We start from the raw sequence: 19,333 nt of genomic DNA, 5'->3' as shown, positions 1-19,333 counted from the left end.
AAATCAACGCTTAAAACTCAAAAAATTATGTGCGGAATATTTGGAACATTAAATTTTAACTCCAGGGAGAATGATGAGCATATTTTCCGCGATCTGTTCCATCGTGGGCCAGATGAACAACGTCATCTGCAACATGATAATTTAGAATTATACCATACCAGGTTGGCCATCCAGGACCTGACAGACCAAGGGCAGCAGCCGATGAAATACCAGGGACTTACTATTGTCTTTAATGGGGAGATTTATAATCACCTGGAAATCAGGGGAAAATTTGGATTGCTGGATTCCTCAAGCTCAGATACCAAAACCATTTTAATGTTGTACGAACAGATTGGGATGCGCATGCTGGAAGAATTTGATGGGATGTTTGCCTTCGCACTGTATGATTCGGTGAGAAAGAAATTATTCCTGGCCAGAGATCGTGCCGGTAAAAAACCATTGTATGTATATGTAAAAGGAGTAACCAGTGTGTTTTCTTCTGAACTGAATATTCTTTCTAAGGTGGTGCGCCCGGAAATTGACTATGCTTCCATCGCAGATTATCTATACCTCGGATACCATTATCGGAAAGCTACTCCTTACCAAAGGGTAACAGAACTGGAGAATGGATGTTACCTGGAGATCGATACCCATACCAACATGAGTAAAAAGGTGAAATGGTTTGATATTGCGAATTTCTATGAAAAGGACAATGAATTAAACTATGCCGATGCCATGGAGAAGTTAGACCATAACCTGCATTTGGCAGTTAAAAGGAGGATAGAGAGTTCAGATCTGGATGTAGGTGCGTTTTTAAGTGGTGGTATTGACAGTGGATTGGTTACTTCCATTGCAGCAGCACATACCAGTAATTTAAAAACCTTTACGGTGAAGGTAGAAGGCAGTTTTGATGAATCCCACCTGGCGAAAAAAGTAGCAGAAAAGTATGGGACAAATCATACAGAGGTAGACATTACTTTTTCAGATTTACAAAACGACATAGAAAAGATATTGATCAATCATGGAGAACCCAATTGTGATAATTCTGCAATTCCAAGTTACTATGTCGCTAAAGAAGCCAAAAAACACATCACCGTAGTCTTGAATGGAGATGGAGCAGATGAGTTGTTTGGTGGGTATCGACGATATGTGCCCTTTAAACACTTTGATTTTTTTAATCCAGGTAGGGTAAGCACCACCGCTGCGAGAATGCTCACCAGCATCATGCCTATTGCAAATGAAAAACAAAGCAATTATAACTATATATATAGGCTATTGAAATTGGCTGGTTATGATGACTTTCTGAAGATTTACAATTCCGCGTCCTGCGATTTGTTTGTCGGATTTGAAGATCAGTTTCTGCGCAAACCATTGATGACGGATATCTCCGCAGATCTGCTGAAGGTAAACAATATGCCAATATCCGCCTTAAAAAAGATCATCCTTACAGATTTTCAGTCGATGTTGTTCAGTCGCCTGCTCCCTAAAATGGATATCGCCACGATGGCGCATTCCTTAGAAGGTAGGAGCCCGTTTTTATCCAAAGAGATTTTGGAGTTCGCACCAGGTTTACAAGATCACTACAAAATAAATAAACTCACCACCAAACCCATTTTAAGAGATTTAGCAATCAAGTACTTGCCTCCAGAACTGATCCATCAACCTAAACGGGGTTTCGAAATCCCCCTGAAGTCTTGGGTAAACTCAGAGTTGAGGACGATTATAAATGATTACCTGCTCGCTCCGGATGCATTATACCCTAAAATTATTAAGAGAAGCTTTATTGAGGACCTGTTGGATTCAAAAGTTAAAATCTCCGATGAAAGAAGAGCAAAAATCCTCTTTTGCATTTTCGGACTGGAGGTCTGGTTCAAGGGCTGTTATCGCAAATAGGCTTTTACCCATGATGATTTAAAACCATATATAAACACTTAACCTAAACACTATGAAAATTTTAGTAACTGGTACAGCCGGATTTATTGGCTTTCATTTAGCAAAACGTTTATTGGAAAGAGGAGATGAAGTTGTTGGCGTAGACGTAATTAATGATTATTACGATGTGGAATTAAAATATGCCCGCCTGGAGGAAAGTGGCATTGCCCGGGAAAAGATTGTTTACGATCAGCCGGTTACCAGCACAAAGTATGAGCACTATGTATTCCTGAAATTGGACCTGAATGATAAAGATGGAATGATGGAGTTGTTCAATAACCATCATTTTGATGCAGTATGCAATTTGGCCGCACAAGCAGGGGTGAGATACAGCTTAACAAATCCAGAAGCTTATGTGGAATCAAATATTAGTGGATTCTTGAATGTACTGGAATGTTGCAGATATGCGAAAGTTAAACATTTGCTGTATGCAAGCTCCTCAAGTGTTTATGGGCTAAATACAAAAATGCCTTTTTCTGTACACCATAATGTAGATCATCCGGTCTCTCTATATGCCGCCTCTAAAAAATGTAATGAGTTAATGGCACATGCCTACAGCCATCTATTTGACTTACCCACTACTGCTTTACGCTTCTTTACCGTTTATGGTCCTTGGGGCAGACCGGATATGGCTTTGTTTATCTTTACGAAAGCCATCATGGAAGGTAAGCCAATCGAAGTTTTTAACAATGGGAACATGAGTAGAGATTTCACCTACATTGATGATATTGTGGAAGGAATTCTACGGTTGATCGATAAACCTGCCGCCGTGAATACCAATTGGGATTCGGAACAACCAGATCCTGCAAGTTCGAAAGTACCCTTCCGTTTGTTTAATATAGGAAGAGGAGCACCAGTAACACTTTTGGATTTTGTTAAAGAAATAGAAGAGAATATCGGCCTCCCAGCCATTAAAAACTTCCTTCCAATGCAATCTGGCGATGTAGCAGCCACTTGGGCAGACGTTTCAGGATTAGTAAATGAAATGGAGTATAAACCTAAAACCTCCATAAAAGAAGGAGTCCATGAGTTTATAGATTGGTACAAGATGTTTTATGGCTACAATAAAGAGGCTCATAAGCGTGCAAGAATCAGACCATCGAATCAGATTCACGTTTATGCAACTAAAATTTAACCAAAAACTCAGCTAGTTTGGTCATTTAAATGTCACTAAATAGAAATGTGCAATAACTGTAAAACTACTTTACACACTGTTACACAGTCTTATAATCTTTGTTAGGGTCACCCAAACCCAATTTTTCTACCCACACGAGGTCTCAATTCAGTTCTTCTTTGTAACATTTGAGATACAATTTTTTTACAACCACCCCGTTTAAAAGGGGTATTTAAAAAAAATTAGTGTGTTTAATGGAAAGATTGAAAGAAAAATTTAAAAAAGTGTTAGTACTAAGTTTATTGTTATCGACAATTTTAACGTTTAGTCAATGTAAGAAAGATGAGGTTGGGCCGCAAGGAAATGACAGCTCAATCACAAATGAAATTCCTGGTACAGTAGATTCACAAGCTGTGAATGGAGGAGGATCAGGAGGCGTGATGCAGGTTAATGTTTCAACCGGAACTTCTGATACTGGTTTTTCTCTAAGAATTCCAATGGATTCAAAATTAACCAGTGATTCTAATGAAAAACCTTCTGCTTCTACAGTAAGAGTTTTTGAAAATGGTGTGGAAATTGGGCCAGCTCACTCTTCACATGATGACATCAGAACTAAAGGAAAAGGCCGTTTCAGCCATAAATCTAATTTCCTTTACTTATCGGCTTCTGACAACTCAAATCCTAAAACCAATGGTAAGAAATATACTTACACGGTAAATGGACAAGGAGTAACCAACCCAGTACAGCCACCAGTTACAGAAACTCCGGTTCCACCAACAACGGAGACTCCTACTGCTCCGGTAAATGGAGATACGCCGATTGGCTATGCTTCAGTAAACGGTAAAACTACAGGTGGTGCAGGTGGACAAACAGTTACAGTAACTACTTTAGCAGCACTTACCAGTGCATTAAGTTCTAAATCGCCGATGATTATCAAGGTTTCTGGTACGATTACAGGTACAGGATTGCTACAAGTAGAATCAAACAAAACCATTTTAGGTCTTAGTGGATCTAAACTAATCGGTGCAGGTCTTTTGATCTACGGAAAAAACAACGTGATTGTTAGAAATATGACCATCAGTAAAGTGCGTACGTATTCAAACATTATTATTAAAGAAGGTTCTCACCACGTATGGGTAGACCACTGTGAACTATCTTCAGAGTTAGTGAGCGATTGGGATTATTATGATGGATTGTTAGACGTTGGAACAGGTGCAGACTATGTGACCCTATCATGGAACAAATTGCATGATAACCACAAAGCAATGCTTATCGGTTTTAGCTATACTCGTCCAGATGATGCGAACCACCTTAAAGTTACAGTACACCATAACTACTTCTATAACGTTTCGGAGCGTACTCCAGATGTGAGATACGGTAATGTACACGTATTCAATAACTACATGCAAAATGCAGGTTATGTAGGTTCATTAATGGGAGCAACAGTAAGAGTTGAAAACAACTATTTCAAAAACTCTTCTCTTCCAATCAGAACTGAAATTAGCCCTGTTGCAGGTGTAATCAGTGGTTTAAGTACCAACATCTTTGAAAGCTCTGGAAGTAACAAAATTACTTCGGCAGCCTCAAACTGGGTTCCAACTTATGAGTACAAATCAGCGCTGGATGCAGCTGCAAACGTACCAGCTATTTTAACTAAAGGTGCAGGTGCAACCTTGTAACCCATAATATCAATACCATTCCGCAAATAAGTAGACCTTAGAGCTGAAATAAACTGGTCGTATATTTCCGGACAAAAACCATTCAAGCTACCCGAAATTTAAGGTAGCTTGAATGGTTTTTAATCATTATCCCCTTTTTTTTCTTCCCCCGTATTCCTCGGAGTTTCTTACACTGCCTGATATCGAATTTGTATATAGTCTCAAATCGCATTAAATCGTAGTATATTATGGACAATAAAAGAAAAAATGTATTGATCGCCTGTGATTCTTCCCATACCTTATTGGAGTTCCGTGGTAAGCTCATTGAAGAGCTGGTGAAGGGAAACAATGTTTCGGTTTTTACACCGAAAATCTCCAGACAGCAGGTGAGAGATAAGTTGGAAAGCCTGAAGGTAACCGTATATGAGAATGATTTAAATGGAAGTAATGTTTCCATTTTTTCAGATCTTAAATACATCATTCAGCTGTATCAACTGATTAAAGAAACTAAACCTGATGTATTTTTCCCCTATACCTTTAAACCGGTAATCTACGGTACGATGGTGGCGAAACTATGTCGGATAGATTGTATTACCCCCATGCTGACCGGATTGGGTTATAATTTTACCGATAGCGGCAAAAAAAATAAGCTGGTCACCGCAATCACCAAGATGTTATTAAAGTTCAGTTTAAGAGGGAACAAAGGGATTCGTATCATTTTCCAAAACCAGGATGATTATCTGAAATTGCTGAAAACCGGAATCATCGGTCGGCAACAACAGGCTTTTGTAGTCAACGGCTCCGGTGTAGATTTAACGCATTATGATTACTCAATACCCGATACGCTAAACATTAGTTTTCTGATGATCTCCAGATTGATTAACGCAAAAGGAATCAGGGAGTATTATGAAGCCGCTAAATCAGTGCGCCATAAGTATCCTGAGATCAAATTCAAGCTGATCGGATCTTTTGATAACAACATCGATGCAATCACCCTGGATCTGTATTCCAAAATTCTTTTCGATGATACTTTAGAATATATTGGAAGTGTAGATGATGTAAGACCCTATATTAAAAATGCTTCAATTGTGGTATTGCCTTCCTATTATGGGGAAGGGGTGCCCAGATGTATATTGGAAGGGATGGCCATGGGCAGAGCAGTGATTACCTGTGATTCCGTAGGCTGTAGGGAAACCATCTATAATTCTGCTGAAGGACGCAATGGCTTTCTGGTTCCTGTCAGAAATGTATCCGCCCTTGCTTCAAAAATGGAGTATTACATTAACCACACCACAGACATCATCTCTTATGGAATTAATGGTAGACATTTTGCCAAAGAGAAATTTGATGTGAATCTGGTTAATGCCGAAATGCTCAAAATCATGAACGTAGTTTAAAAAGAGATTGGTATTTTAAAACTAATATTTATTATGGCGTATCACTTGATCAATATTGAACAATCAGCCAAATGGGATGCTTGTGTTCATGAGGCTGTAAACTACGATTTCTACCATACCTGGCACTATCACGCCTTGGAAAAAAATGGAGAGCCACTACTTTTTGTATACGAGGAAGCAGGTGTGTTTATCGCGCTTCCATTGTTGAAAAGAGAGATTAACAATTCTGGCTTATATGACCTGACCTCCGTTTATGGCTATTCCGGACCAATTTCTAACCGGAATTTTAAGGACATTAGCGATCAGATGCTGGACAATTTTAAACAGTCCTTTTTAACTTTCATGAAGACCAGTGGGTTCATTAGCCTTTTCTCCAGACTAAACCCCTTCATTGATCAAAAAGTGCTGATAGAGAAAATTGGAGGGCTCTATGACAATGGGAAAACCGTTTATATCGACCTGTCGGTTTCCATTGAAGACCAAAGAGCAGGTTATGAAAAAAGACTGGGTAGGCAAATCAGGCAGCTCAGAAAAATGCCCTTTCAGATTAAAGAAACTTCCAGTGCAAAGGAAATTCGGTTGTTCACTGCCATGTACACCGAAAATATGTTAAGACTCGGCGCTAGTCCACGTTACTTTTATGATGAATCCTATTTTATTCAACTCCTCACAAATAATGGGGAAGAATGCAAATTAATCGTCATCTATGACGGAGAAGAGATGATTTGTGGTGCGGTAATTATGTGCGCCGGAAATGTGATCCGGAATCACTTGTCTGCAACAGCCGATGGCTATGTTCACTATTCACCAAGCAAGCTGCTAACGGACGAGATTAGTGTGATCGGCCGACAACTTGGAAAGCGATATTTCCACCTTGGGGGCGGTCTGGAAGGAAAAGAAGACTCTTTATTCAAATTTAAAAATGCTTTCTCTACGCTTTTATTGCCAGATTCCACCTGGAGATTTGTATCTGACTCCAGTGTTTATAATGACTTGGTAAAGGAACGGAATAACACCAGTAATCTAAACTATTTCCCACTCTATCGCGTTCCAGCGGTAGCGCTTAAATAAGCGATTCAAGATAAATTAATTAAGGTTTAACCTCTAAATCTCTGTGCTTTGAAAAACAAATTTAATTATTCCGAAGCCACTCTAAGTGACTTTGAGAATGCAATGGATCAGTATGGTTGGGTCATCTATGAAGATGCGGTAGATGACAAAATGATTAATAAAATAATTAATGACCTCGAACCAGCCTACTTAAAAAGGAGAGAAATTCAAGTCCAAAATGGTATTGATACCGGTATGGAAGGAACGCTTCACCATTTGTTGGAAAAGGATAATTTCAGTATGCCCTTTTTATCGCAGCAGTATTGTGATAAAGAAATGAGACATTTCCTGGATGGTAATTACATCGTAAACGGGATAAGTGGCGTGCTTAATTTTAAAAACTTTAAAGCTTATGTGCATAATATTCATCGCGACATCAGGAGCTTTACCGGAGATTTTAAAATAGCCATTCAAATGATTGTTTTATTGGATGATTATACCCTTGAAAATGGGGCAACTTATTTTCTTTCAGGATCTCATAAGAAAGATGCGAAACCACAGGACGTATTTTTCTATGAGCAGGCAGATCGGGCGGTGGCGAAGAAAGGAAGCATTGTTTTATTTGATTCAAATATCTGGCATGCCGTAGGTAATAACAATACCGATGGACCAAGACGCGCACTCACCCTAACTTTTACCCGTCCATTTTTTAAACCTCAGTTTGACTTTCCAAGATTTCTGGGCTATGATTACGGAGCAGGTTTAAATGATCATTTAAGACAGGTAATCGGCTATAACGCCCGTATCTCAGCCAACCTTCAGGAGTTTTATCAACCTCCACATTTAAGAATGTATCAGCCTGGTCAGGGTTAAATCTTCTATTGTTTGTGTTTACCTCCTCATCTTAATTTAAATGATATGAATAATCCGATCTACTTAAGACCATTGAATGTAGCAGATGCTAAAATATCTTATCAATGGCGCAATGACCCTGAAGTATGGGTTTATACCGAATTTAAACCTAGTCAGCCTGGTATTACCATGGAAAAGGAAATGGAGTGGCTCCGGCATAAACTAGAAATAGAAACAGACAAGCGGTTTGCCATTTGTCTCAAAGATACCACCCAGTACATAGGTAATATACAACTGATCGATGTAAAGGATGGTCAGGCCGAGTTCCATCTGTTCATAGGAGAACGTCAATTTTGGGGAAAAGGAATCGGAAAGGCTGCAACTAAATTAATTCTTGAGCGTGCATTTGAAGAGATGAACCTGGATAGTGTATTTCTATTTGCACATGAAGACAATGCCGCTGGACTTTCTATCTATAAAAAACTGGGTTTTGTTCCGCAGAGCAAACACGGTAATCAAGTTAAGATGCTGTTGACAAAAGGTAGTTTTATGCCCGGTAATTAGCAGTTTTCGCAAATTCTTGAATTCTAAATTCATACGATTATGGGAAAATTAATCAGCCTCCAAGAGCGGGAGGAATGGACTGCATATGTTAATGGTGCAGCTGAATATGATTTTTATCATACCTGGCTCTATCATTCTTTAGATCTATCTGGAGATCCTTTCCTCTTTGTATACGAGGAAGATCACAATTATATTGCCTTTCCTTTACTCAAAAGAGCCATTTCTCAGACTTCTTTTTCTGATTTAGGCTCGGTTTATGGCTATACCGGTCCAATATCCAATCGGAAGTTCGAAGATATGGAGGATAGTTTTAGAGAGAAATTTATGATTTCATTTTTGGCTTTTCTGAAAAAGGAGCAAAACATTTCTGTCTTTTCCAGACTCCATCCACTTTTTAATCAATACCTGTTATTTGAGAAATTTGGTGGGATCCATGAAAATGGGAAAACAGTGGCGATAGACCTCAGCTTATCTATAGAGGAACAACGTAAAAAATATAGGAGAAACACACTCAAGAGTGTTAAGAAAGCTTGGCATGCTGGTTATTCCGTTAGGGAAAGCAAGACACAGGAAGATATTGACTTGTTCTATGAAATATATACCCACAATATGGAAAGGGTAGAAGCGACTGACTATTATTTTTTTAGTAAAGCATATTTTATGAATCTTGTTGGTAATGAGGATTTTGATTGTAGGTTGTTGTTGGTTTGCTTCAAAGATGAGGTGGTCTGCGGGATGATTACAACGTTTACAAACGGTATTATTCAAGGGCACCTGGTTGGAACAAAACATGCTTATTTAGTCAATTCCCCAGCTAAATTTTTGGTAGATGAAATCACCCTCATCGGCCGGAAAGAAGGAATGAAATACCTGCATTTAGGAGGTGGAGTAGGCTTTAAAATGGACACCTTATTCAATTGGAAAGCAGGTTTTTCAGACTTGTTTTTAGAGTATAAAAGTTGGCGGTACGTGGCCAACAATATGGTTTATCATGCATTGGTCAATAAGCGGAAAATCGATCAGCACAAAAAAGATATTGATTTCTTTCCGCTTTATCGCGCAATAGTTAATGGTCTTACCCTTGGCTACTTTCAAATGGTCATTTAAATCTTCACATTATGAAAATGCTCCTGTTTCGTGACAAAACGTATTCACGTTGGCTGATCTTATTTATTGATCAAGTTATCATTGCATGGACATTGTGTATGTCCTTTTTACTCCTCCATAAATTTGAATTTATACAACTGACGTATTCTCATTTTCTGATTTATACGGCTTTGTATAGTGTAATCTCGATTGGTGTATTTATCGGAATGCGCATCCATACCGGGATCATCAGGTATTCTAATACACAGGATATCATCCGGATATTTATGGCCGTATTGTTAACCAGTTTTATTTTTACGATTATCAGTAAGGTGTTTTTTGTCCCGCATTTCCAGATCTCCTCCAAATGGTTCCCAGAAATTCTAACGATGAATTTCTTTGTGTCTTCCTCCATGTTGATTATGCTGAGAATTGCAGTGAAAAGCCTGTTCTTTTATGTCAAAACAATGGAACCCGGAGATAAGAAAGAGAACATTCTCATTTATGGCTCAGGAAGAGAATCTATCCTGGTTAAAAAAGCCTTGGAAGGGGGAAATACCAATGATTTAAATGTGTTCGCTTTTGTTGATGACAATCCAAATACGCTCAATAAACACATTGAACAGAAAAATGTATACCACTCTAAATCAATTGAAACCTTACAGCAGAAATTTAACATTCAAAAGGTACTTTTTATTGGCGATGACCTCAATGTAAATGGAAAAAAAGTAACTATTGATAAGTGTATAGAATTGGGCATAAAAGTAGTGACGGTTCCACATTCCGATAAATGGTTGTATGGTAAACTCACCTTAAATCAAATCAAAGACCTGAAAATTGAGGATTTATTACATAGAGAACCGATCGTGCTCACCAAAAATAATATTCTTCGGGAAATGGAGGGTAAACGGATCCTGATCACTGGTGCTGCGGGCTCTATTGGTTCCGAGATTGTACGTCAGATTATAGGATTTAACCCCGAATTTGTGGTGCTGTGTGATCAGGCAGAAACACCTTTGCACGACTTACAACTGGAGATTGAGGATGATTTTAAAGGAGCCAAAACTCATATCGTGATGGCTAACATCCAAAATCGATGTCGGATGAAAACGATCTTTGAGGAATATAGACCTCAAATTGTATTTCATGCCGCAGCTTATAAACATGTGCCGATGATGGAAAATAATCCTTCTGAGGCCATTTTAACCAATGTGCTGGGTACTAAAAATATTGCCGATCTCGCCATAGAATATGGCGTGGAAAAATTTGTCATGATCTCTACAGATAAGGCAGTTAGGCCAACAAATATCATGGGGGCCTCTAAACGTCTCGCCGAAATGTACATTCAATCCTTAAACAATGAAAAAAATCTAACCATAGCAAAGGAAACGACCGTTATCCAGCAATTTGAAAACCATACTAAATTTATCACCACCAGATTTGGTAATGTGCTGGGCTCTAATGGTTCCGTAATCCCAAGGTTTAAAGCGCAAATTGCGCGTGGAGGACCCGTTGCAGTGACCCATCCGGAAATCACCAGATACTTTATGACGATCCCGGAAGCGGTACAACTGGTGCTCGAAGCTGCAGCCATGGGGAACGGTGGAGAGATCTATATCTTCGATATGGGCGAGCCGGTTAAAATTGTGGACTTAGCCATCAACATGATCAAATTGGCGGGGCTGGTGCCCGATAAGGACATTAAAATCATATTTACAGGGCTAAGACCCGGAGAAAAGTTATATGAAGAACTGCTGATGCTCGAAGAACAAACCATATCTACCTATCACCCTAAGATTAAAATATCGAAAATCATCAACCACAGTATTTTCTACGTGCAAAATGTAATTGAAGAGTTATTACTACTCAATAGCTGTAATAACGATTATGAAATGGTGAAGAAAATGAAAGAAATCATCCCTGATTTCAAGAGTAAAAACTCAAAATTTGAAAATATAGATCAGTATATGGTAGGTTGAGAAAAGAAATAACATTTATTCTTTTTCTTACTTTATTGTAGTGAACCCAATTTTCCAACCTTCACGAGGTCTCAACTTAGTTTTGCTTTGTAACATTTGAGATACAATTTTTTTGCAACTTCCCCGTTTAAAAGGGATATTTAAAAAAAAATTGGAGTGAATAAATGGAGAGATTGAAAGAAAAATTTAAAAAAGTGTGTGTATTAAGTTTATTGTTATCGACAATTCTAACGTTTAGTCAGTGTAAAAAAGAGGTTGTGGTGCCTCAGGATCCTGAGAATCCTATCACTAATGAAACCCCTGGTGTAGTAGACCCAACTCCGCCAAGCACGGAACAACCTACTGTTCCGCCAGCAACGGAGACCCCTACTGTTCCGCCAGCAACGGAGACTCCTACTGCTCCGGTAAATGGAGATACGCCGATTGGCTATGCTTCAGTGAATGGTAAAACCACAGGTGGTGCTGGTGGACAAACCGTTACCGTAACTACTTTAGCTGCGCTTACCAGTGCCTTAAGTTCTAAATCACCAATGATCATCCAGGTTTCCGGAACGATTACAGGTACAGGATTGCTACAAGTAGAATCGAACAAAACTATTCTAGGTATGAGCGGATCTAAACTAATTGGTGCAGGTCTTTTGATCTACGGAAAAAACAACGTGATTATTAGAAATATGACCATCAGTAAAGTGCTTACCTATTCAAACATCATTATTAAAGAAGGCGCTCACCACGTATGGGTAGACCACTGTGAGCTATCTTCAGAGCTAGTGAGCGACTGGGATTATTATGATGGATTGTTAGACGTTGGAACAGGTGCAGACTATGTGACCCTATCATGGAACAAATTGCATGATAACCACAAAGCAATGCTTATCGGTTTTAGCTATACTCGTCCAGATGATGCAAACCACCTTAAAGTTACAGTACACCATAACTACTTCTACAACATTTCGGAGCGTACTCCAGATGTAAGATACGGTAATGTACACGTATTCAATAACTACATGCAAAATGCAGGTTATGTAGGTTCATTAATGGGAGCAACAGTAAGAGTTGAAAACAACTATTTCAAAAACTCTTCTCTTCCAATCAGAACTGAAATTAGCCCTGTTGCAGGTGTGATTAGTGGTTTAAGTACCAACATCTTTGAAAGCTCTGGAAGTAACAAAATTACTTCGGCAGCCTCAAACTGGGTTCCAACTTATGAGTACAAATCAGCGCTGGATGCTGCTGCAAACGTACCAGCTATTTTAGCTAAAGGTGCAGGTGCAACCTTGTAACCCATAATATCAATACCATTCCGCAAATAAGTAGACCTCAGAGCTGAAATAAACTGGTCGTATATTTCCGGACAAAAAACCATTCAAGCTACCCGCAATTTAAGGTAGCCTGAATGGTTTTTAATCATTATCCCTTTTCTTTTTTCCGCCGTATTCTTCGGCGTTTCTAGACTGCCGGTTGAGGAAGGAAAACAGTTAATTTTTTTCTTGCTTTATTGTCATTATTTTGTTATATTTATATAGATCTCATCCCTCTAATTCTTGGTGTCATTATTAATCTTTTAACTATGAATTTAAATGTAGGTCAAGTAATTGAACATGTTGTAAGAAAGGATCATATGGGGATCACTGAACTTTCTAGGAAATTGCACGTTAGTAGACGAACTATTTATAATTGGTTCGATCAGGAGTCTTTAAGTTTTGATATTATTTTTAAAATTGGAAACGTCATTAACCATGATTTTTCCAAAGAATTTCCGGATGATTTTGCACGTTTACAGAATGAAGCCAGAGAGAAAAAGCAAGATCTAATGAGTAATGAAGATAACTCTACGGCGAACTACTCAACCGCTGTGAATTACTGGATGAACAAGTACATCAAATTATTAGAGAAATACAATGAGCTACTAACAGAACGAAATCCTAAACATTATTCAGAGATGCGATCTGATGAATAATTCCCTCCAGCGATTGTTGCAATCGTTAAGCTAAGCAAAAGCTAAAAAGGTGTCCATTGTTTTGGATACCTTTTTTTATGCCCTTTAATTTCTGCGGTCTCAAATGTTGAGCACAAAAAAAACGGATGCCTTTTGGGCATCCGTTTTTTAACGAGAGAAAGAAATACAGCGTTTTTTATCCAGGTAAATACGAAGTTTTTACCATAGCCAATTCTTTACGTTTGCTATGGAGCATTTGCGCTTGTACCGCTTTGATCACCGCATCAATAATATAATCTGTATCAGCATCAGATAACGTTGGGTAAATAGGTAAAGAGATTTCACAAGCATACTGTGTATAGCTGTTTGGATAATTCACGATATTATACCCTGTTTTTTTAAAATAACTCAACATAGGCATTGGAATAAAATGAACATTTACGATGACTCCAAAGGCCACAATATCTTCAATGATATGGTCTCTTTGCGCTTCTGTAATGTGTTTGATGCGCATTGGGAAGATATGGTAAGAAGACTCTCTTGAAAAATCTTTCAATGTTGGTGGAATAAACCACTCGTAATTACTTAAAATATTGCAATACTTTTCTGCGATTTTTTTGCGCTCTGGCATTAAGCTGCGCTTGTACTGTTTGATTTGCGCTAAGCCAATCGAGGCGCAGATATCAGGCATATTAATTTTTAACCCTTTATACAAAATGTCATACTTCCAGTTTGCTCCTTTTGACTTCGCATAAGCATCTTTATTTTGGCCATTTAAGGCAAATATTTTGAGAAACTTATACTCTTCCTCATGATTGAAATTACCCGGTAGGTTTAAACAAGCACAGCCCCCTTCAGCAGTCGTGACATTTTTCACAGCATGAAAAGAAAAGATGGTAATGTCGCTACTTAAAGCGGAGGAATGTCCCATATAGGTGGCGCCAATGGAATGTGCCGCATCTGAAATTAATAGAATCCTGCCGAGTTTTCGCTGTTCATCTGAATTTGGAACAAATAAGGCCCTGACCTTGGCGCTTCTGATTAAAGTTTTAATGGTATTGTAATCGCAAGGTAAACCAGCAATGTCTACTGCAATAATGGCTTTTGTTCTGGAAGTAATGGCCATTTTTACGCGTTGAGGATCTATGGTAAGGTCGTCAGCGATATCTACCATGACTGGAGTTGCACCACAATGCAATACACATAAAGCAGTAGCACAGTAAGAATATGCAGGGATGATGACTTCATCTCCTTCCTGCACACCAAACCATTTTAACATCATTATCGCAGCAGAAGTCCAGGAGTTCACACAAATGGCTGCCTTGGATCTGGTCAATCGAACCACCTCTTTCTCCAGCGCTATTACTTTTGGTCCGGAAGTGATCCAGCCAGATTTAAGGGTGTCCATTACTTCATTAATTACATTTTGGTCAATAAACGGAGGTGAGAATGGTATGTTCATGATGGTTTGTTTTAAAGGTTGATTACATGGGTGTGTTAGGCTTGTTTATAGCATTTAAATCGTTAATTTCTGTAGCGATTTTATCCGTGACGAGGATCCCAAAATTATCTGTGGCAACAGGAGAAACATCTGCATAATTCTGCGTTCTTAAAATGACACGGCAAATCATGTCCAGGTCTGGAAGTGTTAAAGTGTGATAAAGTGGCAAACAAACAATTCTGTTGGCAATGTCTTCACAAACAGGCATGGCCACCGGATCAACATAGGGTAGGGTAGATAGTGATGGAGAAAAGTATCTTCTGCAAAACACTTGTGACAATTCTAGTTTTTCCGTGCAACGCTTTCTTAATTCCTCCGTTTCAAACAGGACAGGGAAATAAGCATAATTGTAATCCTGGTCTTTATTTAGCTTTGGAAAACTACCTTTAATCTTACCTAAGCGCTCGTAGTAATGAAGGGATAGGAGCTTTCTCCTTTTCAGGATCTCATCTACATATTTTAAATTACACAAGCCCATGGCTGCATGGAATTCGCAGTTCTTACCATTTACACCTAGTCCGGCGAAACTATCAGGTGTGCTGTGACCAAAATTCCGAATGTATTGCATTTTCTTTAACAGATCCGGATCGCGGGTAAAAACAGCACCCCCTTCAATGGTATGGAACAATTTTGTAGCATGGAAACTCGTGGTGCTGATGTCGCCATAATCAAAAACAGACTTGTTTTTATACTGCGTACCAAAACAATGCGCCGCATCATAAATGACTTTTAAGCCGTGTTTATCAGCAATCGCCTGGATGGCATCAATGTCGCATGGATTCCCGTAAACATGGGTTGCCAGAATAGCCGAAGTATTTGGTGTAATCGCGGCCTCTATTTTGGTTGGATCTATGTTAAATGTCTCGCTATCGATATCAACGTAGACAGGTTTACAGCCTTCCCAAACAATACTACTGGTGGTGGCCACATAAGAAAAGGGCGTGGTAATAATTTCACCAGTCAGGTTTAATGCTTTAATGGCCAGTTGTAAGGCAAAAGTACCATTACAGACATATAGCATGTGATTTACATTCAGGTATTGCTTTAACTTGAGTTCCAGGTCATTCAGTAAAGGCCCATTGTTGGTCAGCCATTGACGTTCCCAAATGCTGTCAAGGTATTCTTTAAATTCATCTTCCTTTGGAAGAAAGGGTTTGGTTACAGGAATCATGTGCTTAATTTTAAAGGTGAATTTTTTATTGCATAAGACAGCTGCCATCGATTAGGGAGATCAATGGCTGTCGGAAATTCAGAAGAAAAAAAAGGGATGGTATTCTTGGAATGTTCCGGCTCAGGAGAGAGCCGGAACTCTATTATATAGCGGTATTCAACATCACATCAGTAATGGGGATACTGCTCACAACTGCACAGTTTAAATGATCGAGCAACATTAAAACATGTTTGCCCTGTACCTTGATGACGGTTCCTTCCTGGTTGTAAAAGATCCCCTGTTTGATTCGAATGCGGTCACCAAGATGGATTTCCTGGGAGTCAACAACTTCACATTCCACATTTTTACTCATCAGTTCTTCAATTTTCTCGATTACGTTATCTCTGATGACTGCAGGTTTCCCCATGTAATAAATGAAGTTTAATACCCCTAGCGTTTGTCGTACCTTATATTCTTCGCGCTCATTTACCCATACAAATACATAACCGCTAAAGAGGGGCAGGTCTACAATTTTCTTTCGGTCCGCCCATTGACTGGTTACGCTGCGAACTGGGCAATAGGACCTGATGTCCTGCAACTTTAGCAATTTGTCTACTTTTTTCTCCCACCTTGGGCGGGTGTAAATTACAAGCCAGTGCCTGCTCCAGGTGCTTCTGGAGCCGAATTGATTTTCCATATCGAGAATTTTAAGATTGTAAAGACTTTCATAATACTTTTTTAAAAAGGACAGAGCTTCGCTACATCACTTACATGATAGGGGGAAGGCAATACTTAAATGAGGGGTGATTTTGTTAGTTTTTGGAGACCTCAAAACCGTAGCCATAGCCAAAACCGCCATAGCCATAGGTGTTACTGGGCTCCACTTTTGCATCATTAAACACGACCATAGGGTTTGTCAGTTTTTTATAATACAAAATATCTTTTAGTATATTCAATTGTAATTTATCCGTGTAATTATAGCGGATCAGGTAAATGCTCAGGTCAGTATAGGCAGAGAGACTAAAAGCATCTGCAACCTGGCCAACAGGAGCGGTATCAATGATCACATAATCAAACCTTCTTTTCAATTCCTCGATCAGTTTTCCAATTTTTGGATGCATCATCAACTCCGAAGGATTTGTGGTAATGGGCCCGCAATCCACCACAATTAAGTCATGGTATTTTCTTGAATTCGACAGGAGCTCATCGATGGTCACATCAGGATTCAGCAGGTAATCGGTAATGCCAATTTTGGAATCTAAATGAAGTCTTTGAAGTAATTGCGGTTCCCGCATGTCGAATTCCAATAATACCACCCGTTTATTTACGGAAGCTAAAGTGAGCCCAAGATTGACAGAGAAGAATGTTTTTCCCTCAGATTTCATGCAGGAAGTAACCAACATGACCTGATCAGGCAAACCATTGTTCATGAAATTAAGGTTGCTTCGGATGTACCGGAACAGTTCAGTAATGGTAGACCTGCTGTTGTGGTCAATGAGCGCCGCCTCATTCTTGTTCACATGGTTGAGTACCCCAAGAACTGGTACACCAGTTAGTAACTCAATGTCTTTTATATCCCGGATTTTATTGTTTAACAATGATCTTCCATAGATGAATGCACCTGGGATTAGTAAGCCTGCAAAGCTCGCACAAAGGTAAATCAATTCTGTTTTTGGCGAAACTGGTACGCTGTTGTAAGCCGGTTTATCTATCGTTTGTGAGGTTGGGACAGTAGCTGATAAGGAAAGGGTGGTCTCTTCTCTTTTTTGAAGCAGGTAACGGTATAATCCTGATTTCACACTCTGCTCTCTGGTTCTTTCCAATAATCCACGCTCTACAGCCGGTACCGACCTTACCTTAGAATTAAACCTGGAACTCATGGCCTGCTGACTATTTCTTTCTATTTGCAAGCCTTTTTTGATGTTCTGAAGGTTCTCCTGGATATTTGATTTTAAGCTGACCAACTGAGCCGTCAGATTTTGAACCAATGGGTTACTTTCTTCAGAAGTCCGCAACATTTTAGCCCTTTCCTGCTGGGTGGCATTATACTTTGCCGTTAAGTCGGCTAAGGTCGCATTGTTGATGTTCAATGCACTGGGTACAACGTTTAAACTGCTATTTTGAAGGTATTTTTCCAGGGAAGACACCACATTAAGTTGTGAATTTGTGTTAGACAACATTTGGCCATATTCACCAGATTTAGCCACATTCATTTGTGCATCTGTATTGACATCAGTTACCATATTGTCCTGTTTGTAGTTTTCTACATCATGCTCTACACCGGTCAAATCTTTATTTAATGCATGTAATCTTTTATCAATAAAGTTGATGGTGTTTACGGCAATTAGATTTTTCCTGAGGACATCTTCTTCATTGTATTTTTTGATCAGTACATTTAGGATATCCAAACCTCTTTGCGGGACGTTATCTGTCAGACTAATCACGATCGTATTGGCGTCTTTAACCACTGGTAACACCACCAATCCTGTTAAGCTATAGGATTCAGCCATGCGCTGTAGGTTTTTGAATTTGAGTTCAACCGGATCGGTAAAATTTTGAAATGCCGGACCTTTGCTCACGATGATTTGATAACCCGGTTTCTGTACCGTTTTGTCGTATGGTAGTATCCATTTTTGGTCTTTATCTTTCAAAACATACTGATGGTCATTATAGGCACTTACCTCCGGACGCTTTAAGTAGCCACTGGCATTGACACTTAAGAGCGTCACTTTTATAGGTAAATTTTTTCCGTATAACTCTTCGTCCTTTAAGCTGCCCTTAACAAAGTATCCGGTTTCTAAAGACAGGTCTTTTAGTGTTTTATAAATCAGATCTCTGGAACGTAGTACTTCCATCTCATTGTCCGCTTTCCGATCGCTGCGGAACATGTTGAGGTCACTAAAGGCACTTTCTTTAACTTCTCCTTGTCCTTTTTGATCGTCCTGAACCAATAAAGTACTGCTTACTTTGTACCTGGGATTGATCGTTTGCAAGTAAATAAAGGCACCAAGTATACATAGCGCAAATGTTAGTATAAAAACATACCAATATTTTGTATACTTCTGTATGTTTTCTCGCAGGTCTCCCAGGTTGGAAGGCGCTTTTTGATAAAAAGATGAGTTCATGTTTTCT

15 protein-coding genes are annotated in these 19,333 nt (G+C 39.1%); 11 read left to right on the top strand and 4 right to left on the bottom strand.

Annotated elements, in window-relative coordinates; genetic code table 11:
- The first annotated feature begins 27 nt into the window (after positions 1-27).
- The 11 genes from asnB (at position 28) to GM920_RS05975 (ending at position 13,571) form a co-directional block, all read left to right on the top strand.
- Positions 28-1,872, top strand: coding sequence for an asparagine synthase (glutamine-hydrolyzing) (asnB, locus tag GM920_RS06025; protein ID WP_182954422.1), 1,845 nt, complete (start codon positions 28-30; stop codon positions 1,870-1,872).
- A 52-nt stretch (positions 1,873-1,924) separates the two neighbouring features.
- Entirely contained in the window at positions 1,925-3,046 is a 1,122-nt protein-coding gene (locus GM920_RS06020) for an NAD-dependent epimerase (protein ID WP_182954420.1), read from the top strand.
- A 233-nt stretch (positions 3,047-3,279) separates the two neighbouring features.
- Complete coding sequence (locus GM920_RS06015) at positions 3,280-4,704, top strand: pectate lyase family protein (RefSeq protein ID WP_182954418.1); 1,425 nt, start codon at positions 3,280-3,282, stop codon at positions 4,702-4,704.
- Positions 4,705-4,931: 227 nt separating this feature from the next.
- Positions 4,932-6,080, top strand: coding sequence for a glycosyltransferase family 4 protein (locus GM920_RS06010; RefSeq protein ID WP_182954416.1), 1,149 nt, complete (start codon positions 4,932-4,934; stop codon positions 6,078-6,080).
- Positions 6,081-6,113: 33 nt separating this feature from the next.
- Positions 6,114-7,151 carry a GNAT family N-acetyltransferase gene (locus tag GM920_RS06005; RefSeq protein ID WP_182954415.1) on the top strand — a complete coding sequence of 346 codons (1,038 nt, stop codon included), beginning with the start codon at positions 6,114-6,116 and terminating at the stop codon, positions 7,149-7,151.
- 48 nt (positions 7,152-7,199) lie between these two features.
- The gene (locus GM920_RS06000) at positions 7,200-8,003 is read left to right on the top strand and encodes a phytanoyl-CoA dioxygenase family protein (RefSeq protein ID WP_182954413.1); all 804 of its coding nucleotides are present in this window, start codon (positions 7,200-7,202) and stop codon (positions 8,001-8,003) included.
- Between the two features lie 45 nt (positions 8,004-8,048).
- A complete protein-coding gene (locus tag GM920_RS05995) occupies positions 8,049-8,546 on the top strand; it encodes a GNAT family N-acetyltransferase (protein WP_182954411.1) in 498 nt (165 codons plus the stop codon).
- Positions 8,547-8,585: 39 nt separating this feature from the next.
- A complete protein-coding gene (locus GM920_RS05990) occupies positions 8,586-9,653 on the top strand; it encodes a GNAT family N-acetyltransferase (protein WP_182954410.1) in 1,068 nt (355 codons plus the stop codon).
- 11 nt (positions 9,654-9,664) lie between these two features.
- Positions 9,665-11,611, top strand: coding sequence for a polysaccharide biosynthesis protein (locus tag GM920_RS05985; RefSeq protein WP_182954407.1), 1,947 nt, complete (start codon positions 9,665-9,667; stop codon positions 11,609-11,611).
- A 164-nt stretch (positions 11,612-11,775) separates the two neighbouring features.
- Positions 11,776-12,894, top strand: a complete 1,119-nt coding sequence (locus GM920_RS05980) for a pectate lyase family protein (RefSeq protein WP_182954406.1) — start codon at positions 11,776-11,778, stop codon at positions 12,892-12,894.
- 338 nt (positions 12,895-13,232) lie between these two features.
- Positions 13,233-13,571 (top strand): hypothetical protein, encoded by a 339-nt coding sequence (locus tag GM920_RS05975; RefSeq protein ID WP_182954403.1) that lies wholly within the window; start codon positions 13,233-13,235, stop codon positions 13,569-13,571.
- Between the two features lie 175 nt (positions 13,572-13,746).
- On the opposite strand, the gene GM920_RS05970 is transcribed toward GM920_RS05975, so the two are convergent.
- The 4 genes from GM920_RS05970 to GM920_RS05955 form a co-directional block, all read right to left on the bottom strand.
- Positions 13,747-15,012, bottom strand: a complete 1,266-nt coding sequence (locus GM920_RS05970; protein WP_182954401.1) for a DegT/DnrJ/EryC1/StrS family aminotransferase — start codon at positions 15,010-15,012, stop codon at positions 13,747-13,749.
- A gap of 22 nt (positions 15,013-15,034) precedes the next feature.
- On the bottom strand, positions 15,035-16,222 hold the full coding sequence (locus GM920_RS05965; protein WP_182954399.1) for a DegT/DnrJ/EryC1/StrS family aminotransferase: 1,188 nt from the start codon (positions 16,220-16,222) through the stop codon (positions 15,035-15,037).
- A gap of 142 nt (positions 16,223-16,364) precedes the next feature.
- Positions 16,365-16,898 carry a UpxY family transcription antiterminator gene (locus tag GM920_RS05960; protein ID WP_182954398.1) on the bottom strand — a complete coding sequence of 178 codons (534 nt, stop codon included), beginning with the start codon at positions 16,896-16,898 and terminating at the stop codon, positions 16,365-16,367.
- 115 nt (positions 16,899-17,013) lie between these two features.
- Positions 17,014-19,326 carry a GumC family protein gene (locus GM920_RS05955; protein ID WP_182954396.1) on the bottom strand — a complete coding sequence of 771 codons (2,313 nt, stop codon included), beginning with the start codon at positions 19,324-19,326 and terminating at the stop codon, positions 17,014-17,016.
- Between the last annotated feature and the right edge of the window lie 7 nt (positions 19,327-19,333).

This window comes from Pedobacter gandavensis (assembly GCF_014172405.1).
In the GTDB taxonomy this organism is placed as follows: domain Bacteria; phylum Bacteroidota; class Bacteroidia; order Sphingobacteriales; family Sphingobacteriaceae; genus Pedobacter; species Pedobacter gandavensis.
This window is presented reverse-complemented; position numbering and strand designations above follow the sequence as displayed.

Coding starts and splice junctions, on each gene's coding strand:
- GM920_RS06005 (WP_182954415.1), top strand. CDS start 6,114: ATGGCGTATCACTTGATCAATATTGAACAATCAGCCAAATGGGATGCT.
- GM920_RS05980 (WP_182954406.1), top strand. CDS start 11,776: ATGGAGAGATTGAAAGAAAAATTTAAAAAAGTGTGTGTATTAAGTTTA.
- GM920_RS05965 (WP_182954399.1), bottom strand. CDS start 16,222: ATGATTCCTGTAACCAAACCCTTTCTTCCAAAGGAAGATGAATTTAAA.
- GM920_RS05960 (WP_182954398.1), bottom strand. CDS start 16,898: ATGGAAAATCAATTCGGCTCCAGAAGCACCTGGAGCAGGCACTGGCTT.
- GM920_RS05970 (WP_182954401.1), bottom strand. CDS start 15,012: ATGAACATACCATTCTCACCTCCGTTTATTGACCAAAATGTAATTAAT.
- GM920_RS05985 (WP_182954407.1), top strand. CDS start 9,665: ATGAAAATGCTCCTGTTTCGTGACAAAACGTATTCACGTTGGCTGATC.
- GM920_RS06015 (WP_182954418.1), top strand. CDS start 3,280: ATGGAAAGATTGAAAGAAAAATTTAAAAAAGTGTTAGTACTAAGTTTA.
- GM920_RS05990 (WP_182954410.1), top strand. CDS start 8,586: ATGGGAAAATTAATCAGCCTCCAAGAGCGGGAGGAATGGACTGCATAT.
- GM920_RS05995 (WP_182954411.1), top strand. CDS start 8,049: ATGAATAATCCGATCTACTTAAGACCATTGAATGTAGCAGATGCTAAA.
- asnB (WP_182954422.1), top strand. CDS start 28: ATGTGCGGAATATTTGGAACATTAAATTTTAACTCCAGGGAGAATGAT.
- GM920_RS05955 (WP_182954396.1), bottom strand. CDS start 19,326: ATGAACTCATCTTTTTATCAAAAAGCGCCTTCCAACCTGGGAGACCTG.
- GM920_RS05975 (WP_182954403.1), top strand. CDS start 13,233: ATGGGGATCACTGAACTTTCTAGGAAATTGCACGTTAGTAGACGAACT.
- GM920_RS06020 (WP_182954420.1), top strand. CDS start 1,925: ATGAAAATTTTAGTAACTGGTACAGCCGGATTTATTGGCTTTCATTTA.
- GM920_RS06010 (WP_182954416.1), top strand. CDS start 4,932: ATGGACAATAAAAGAAAAAATGTATTGATCGCCTGTGATTCTTCCCAT.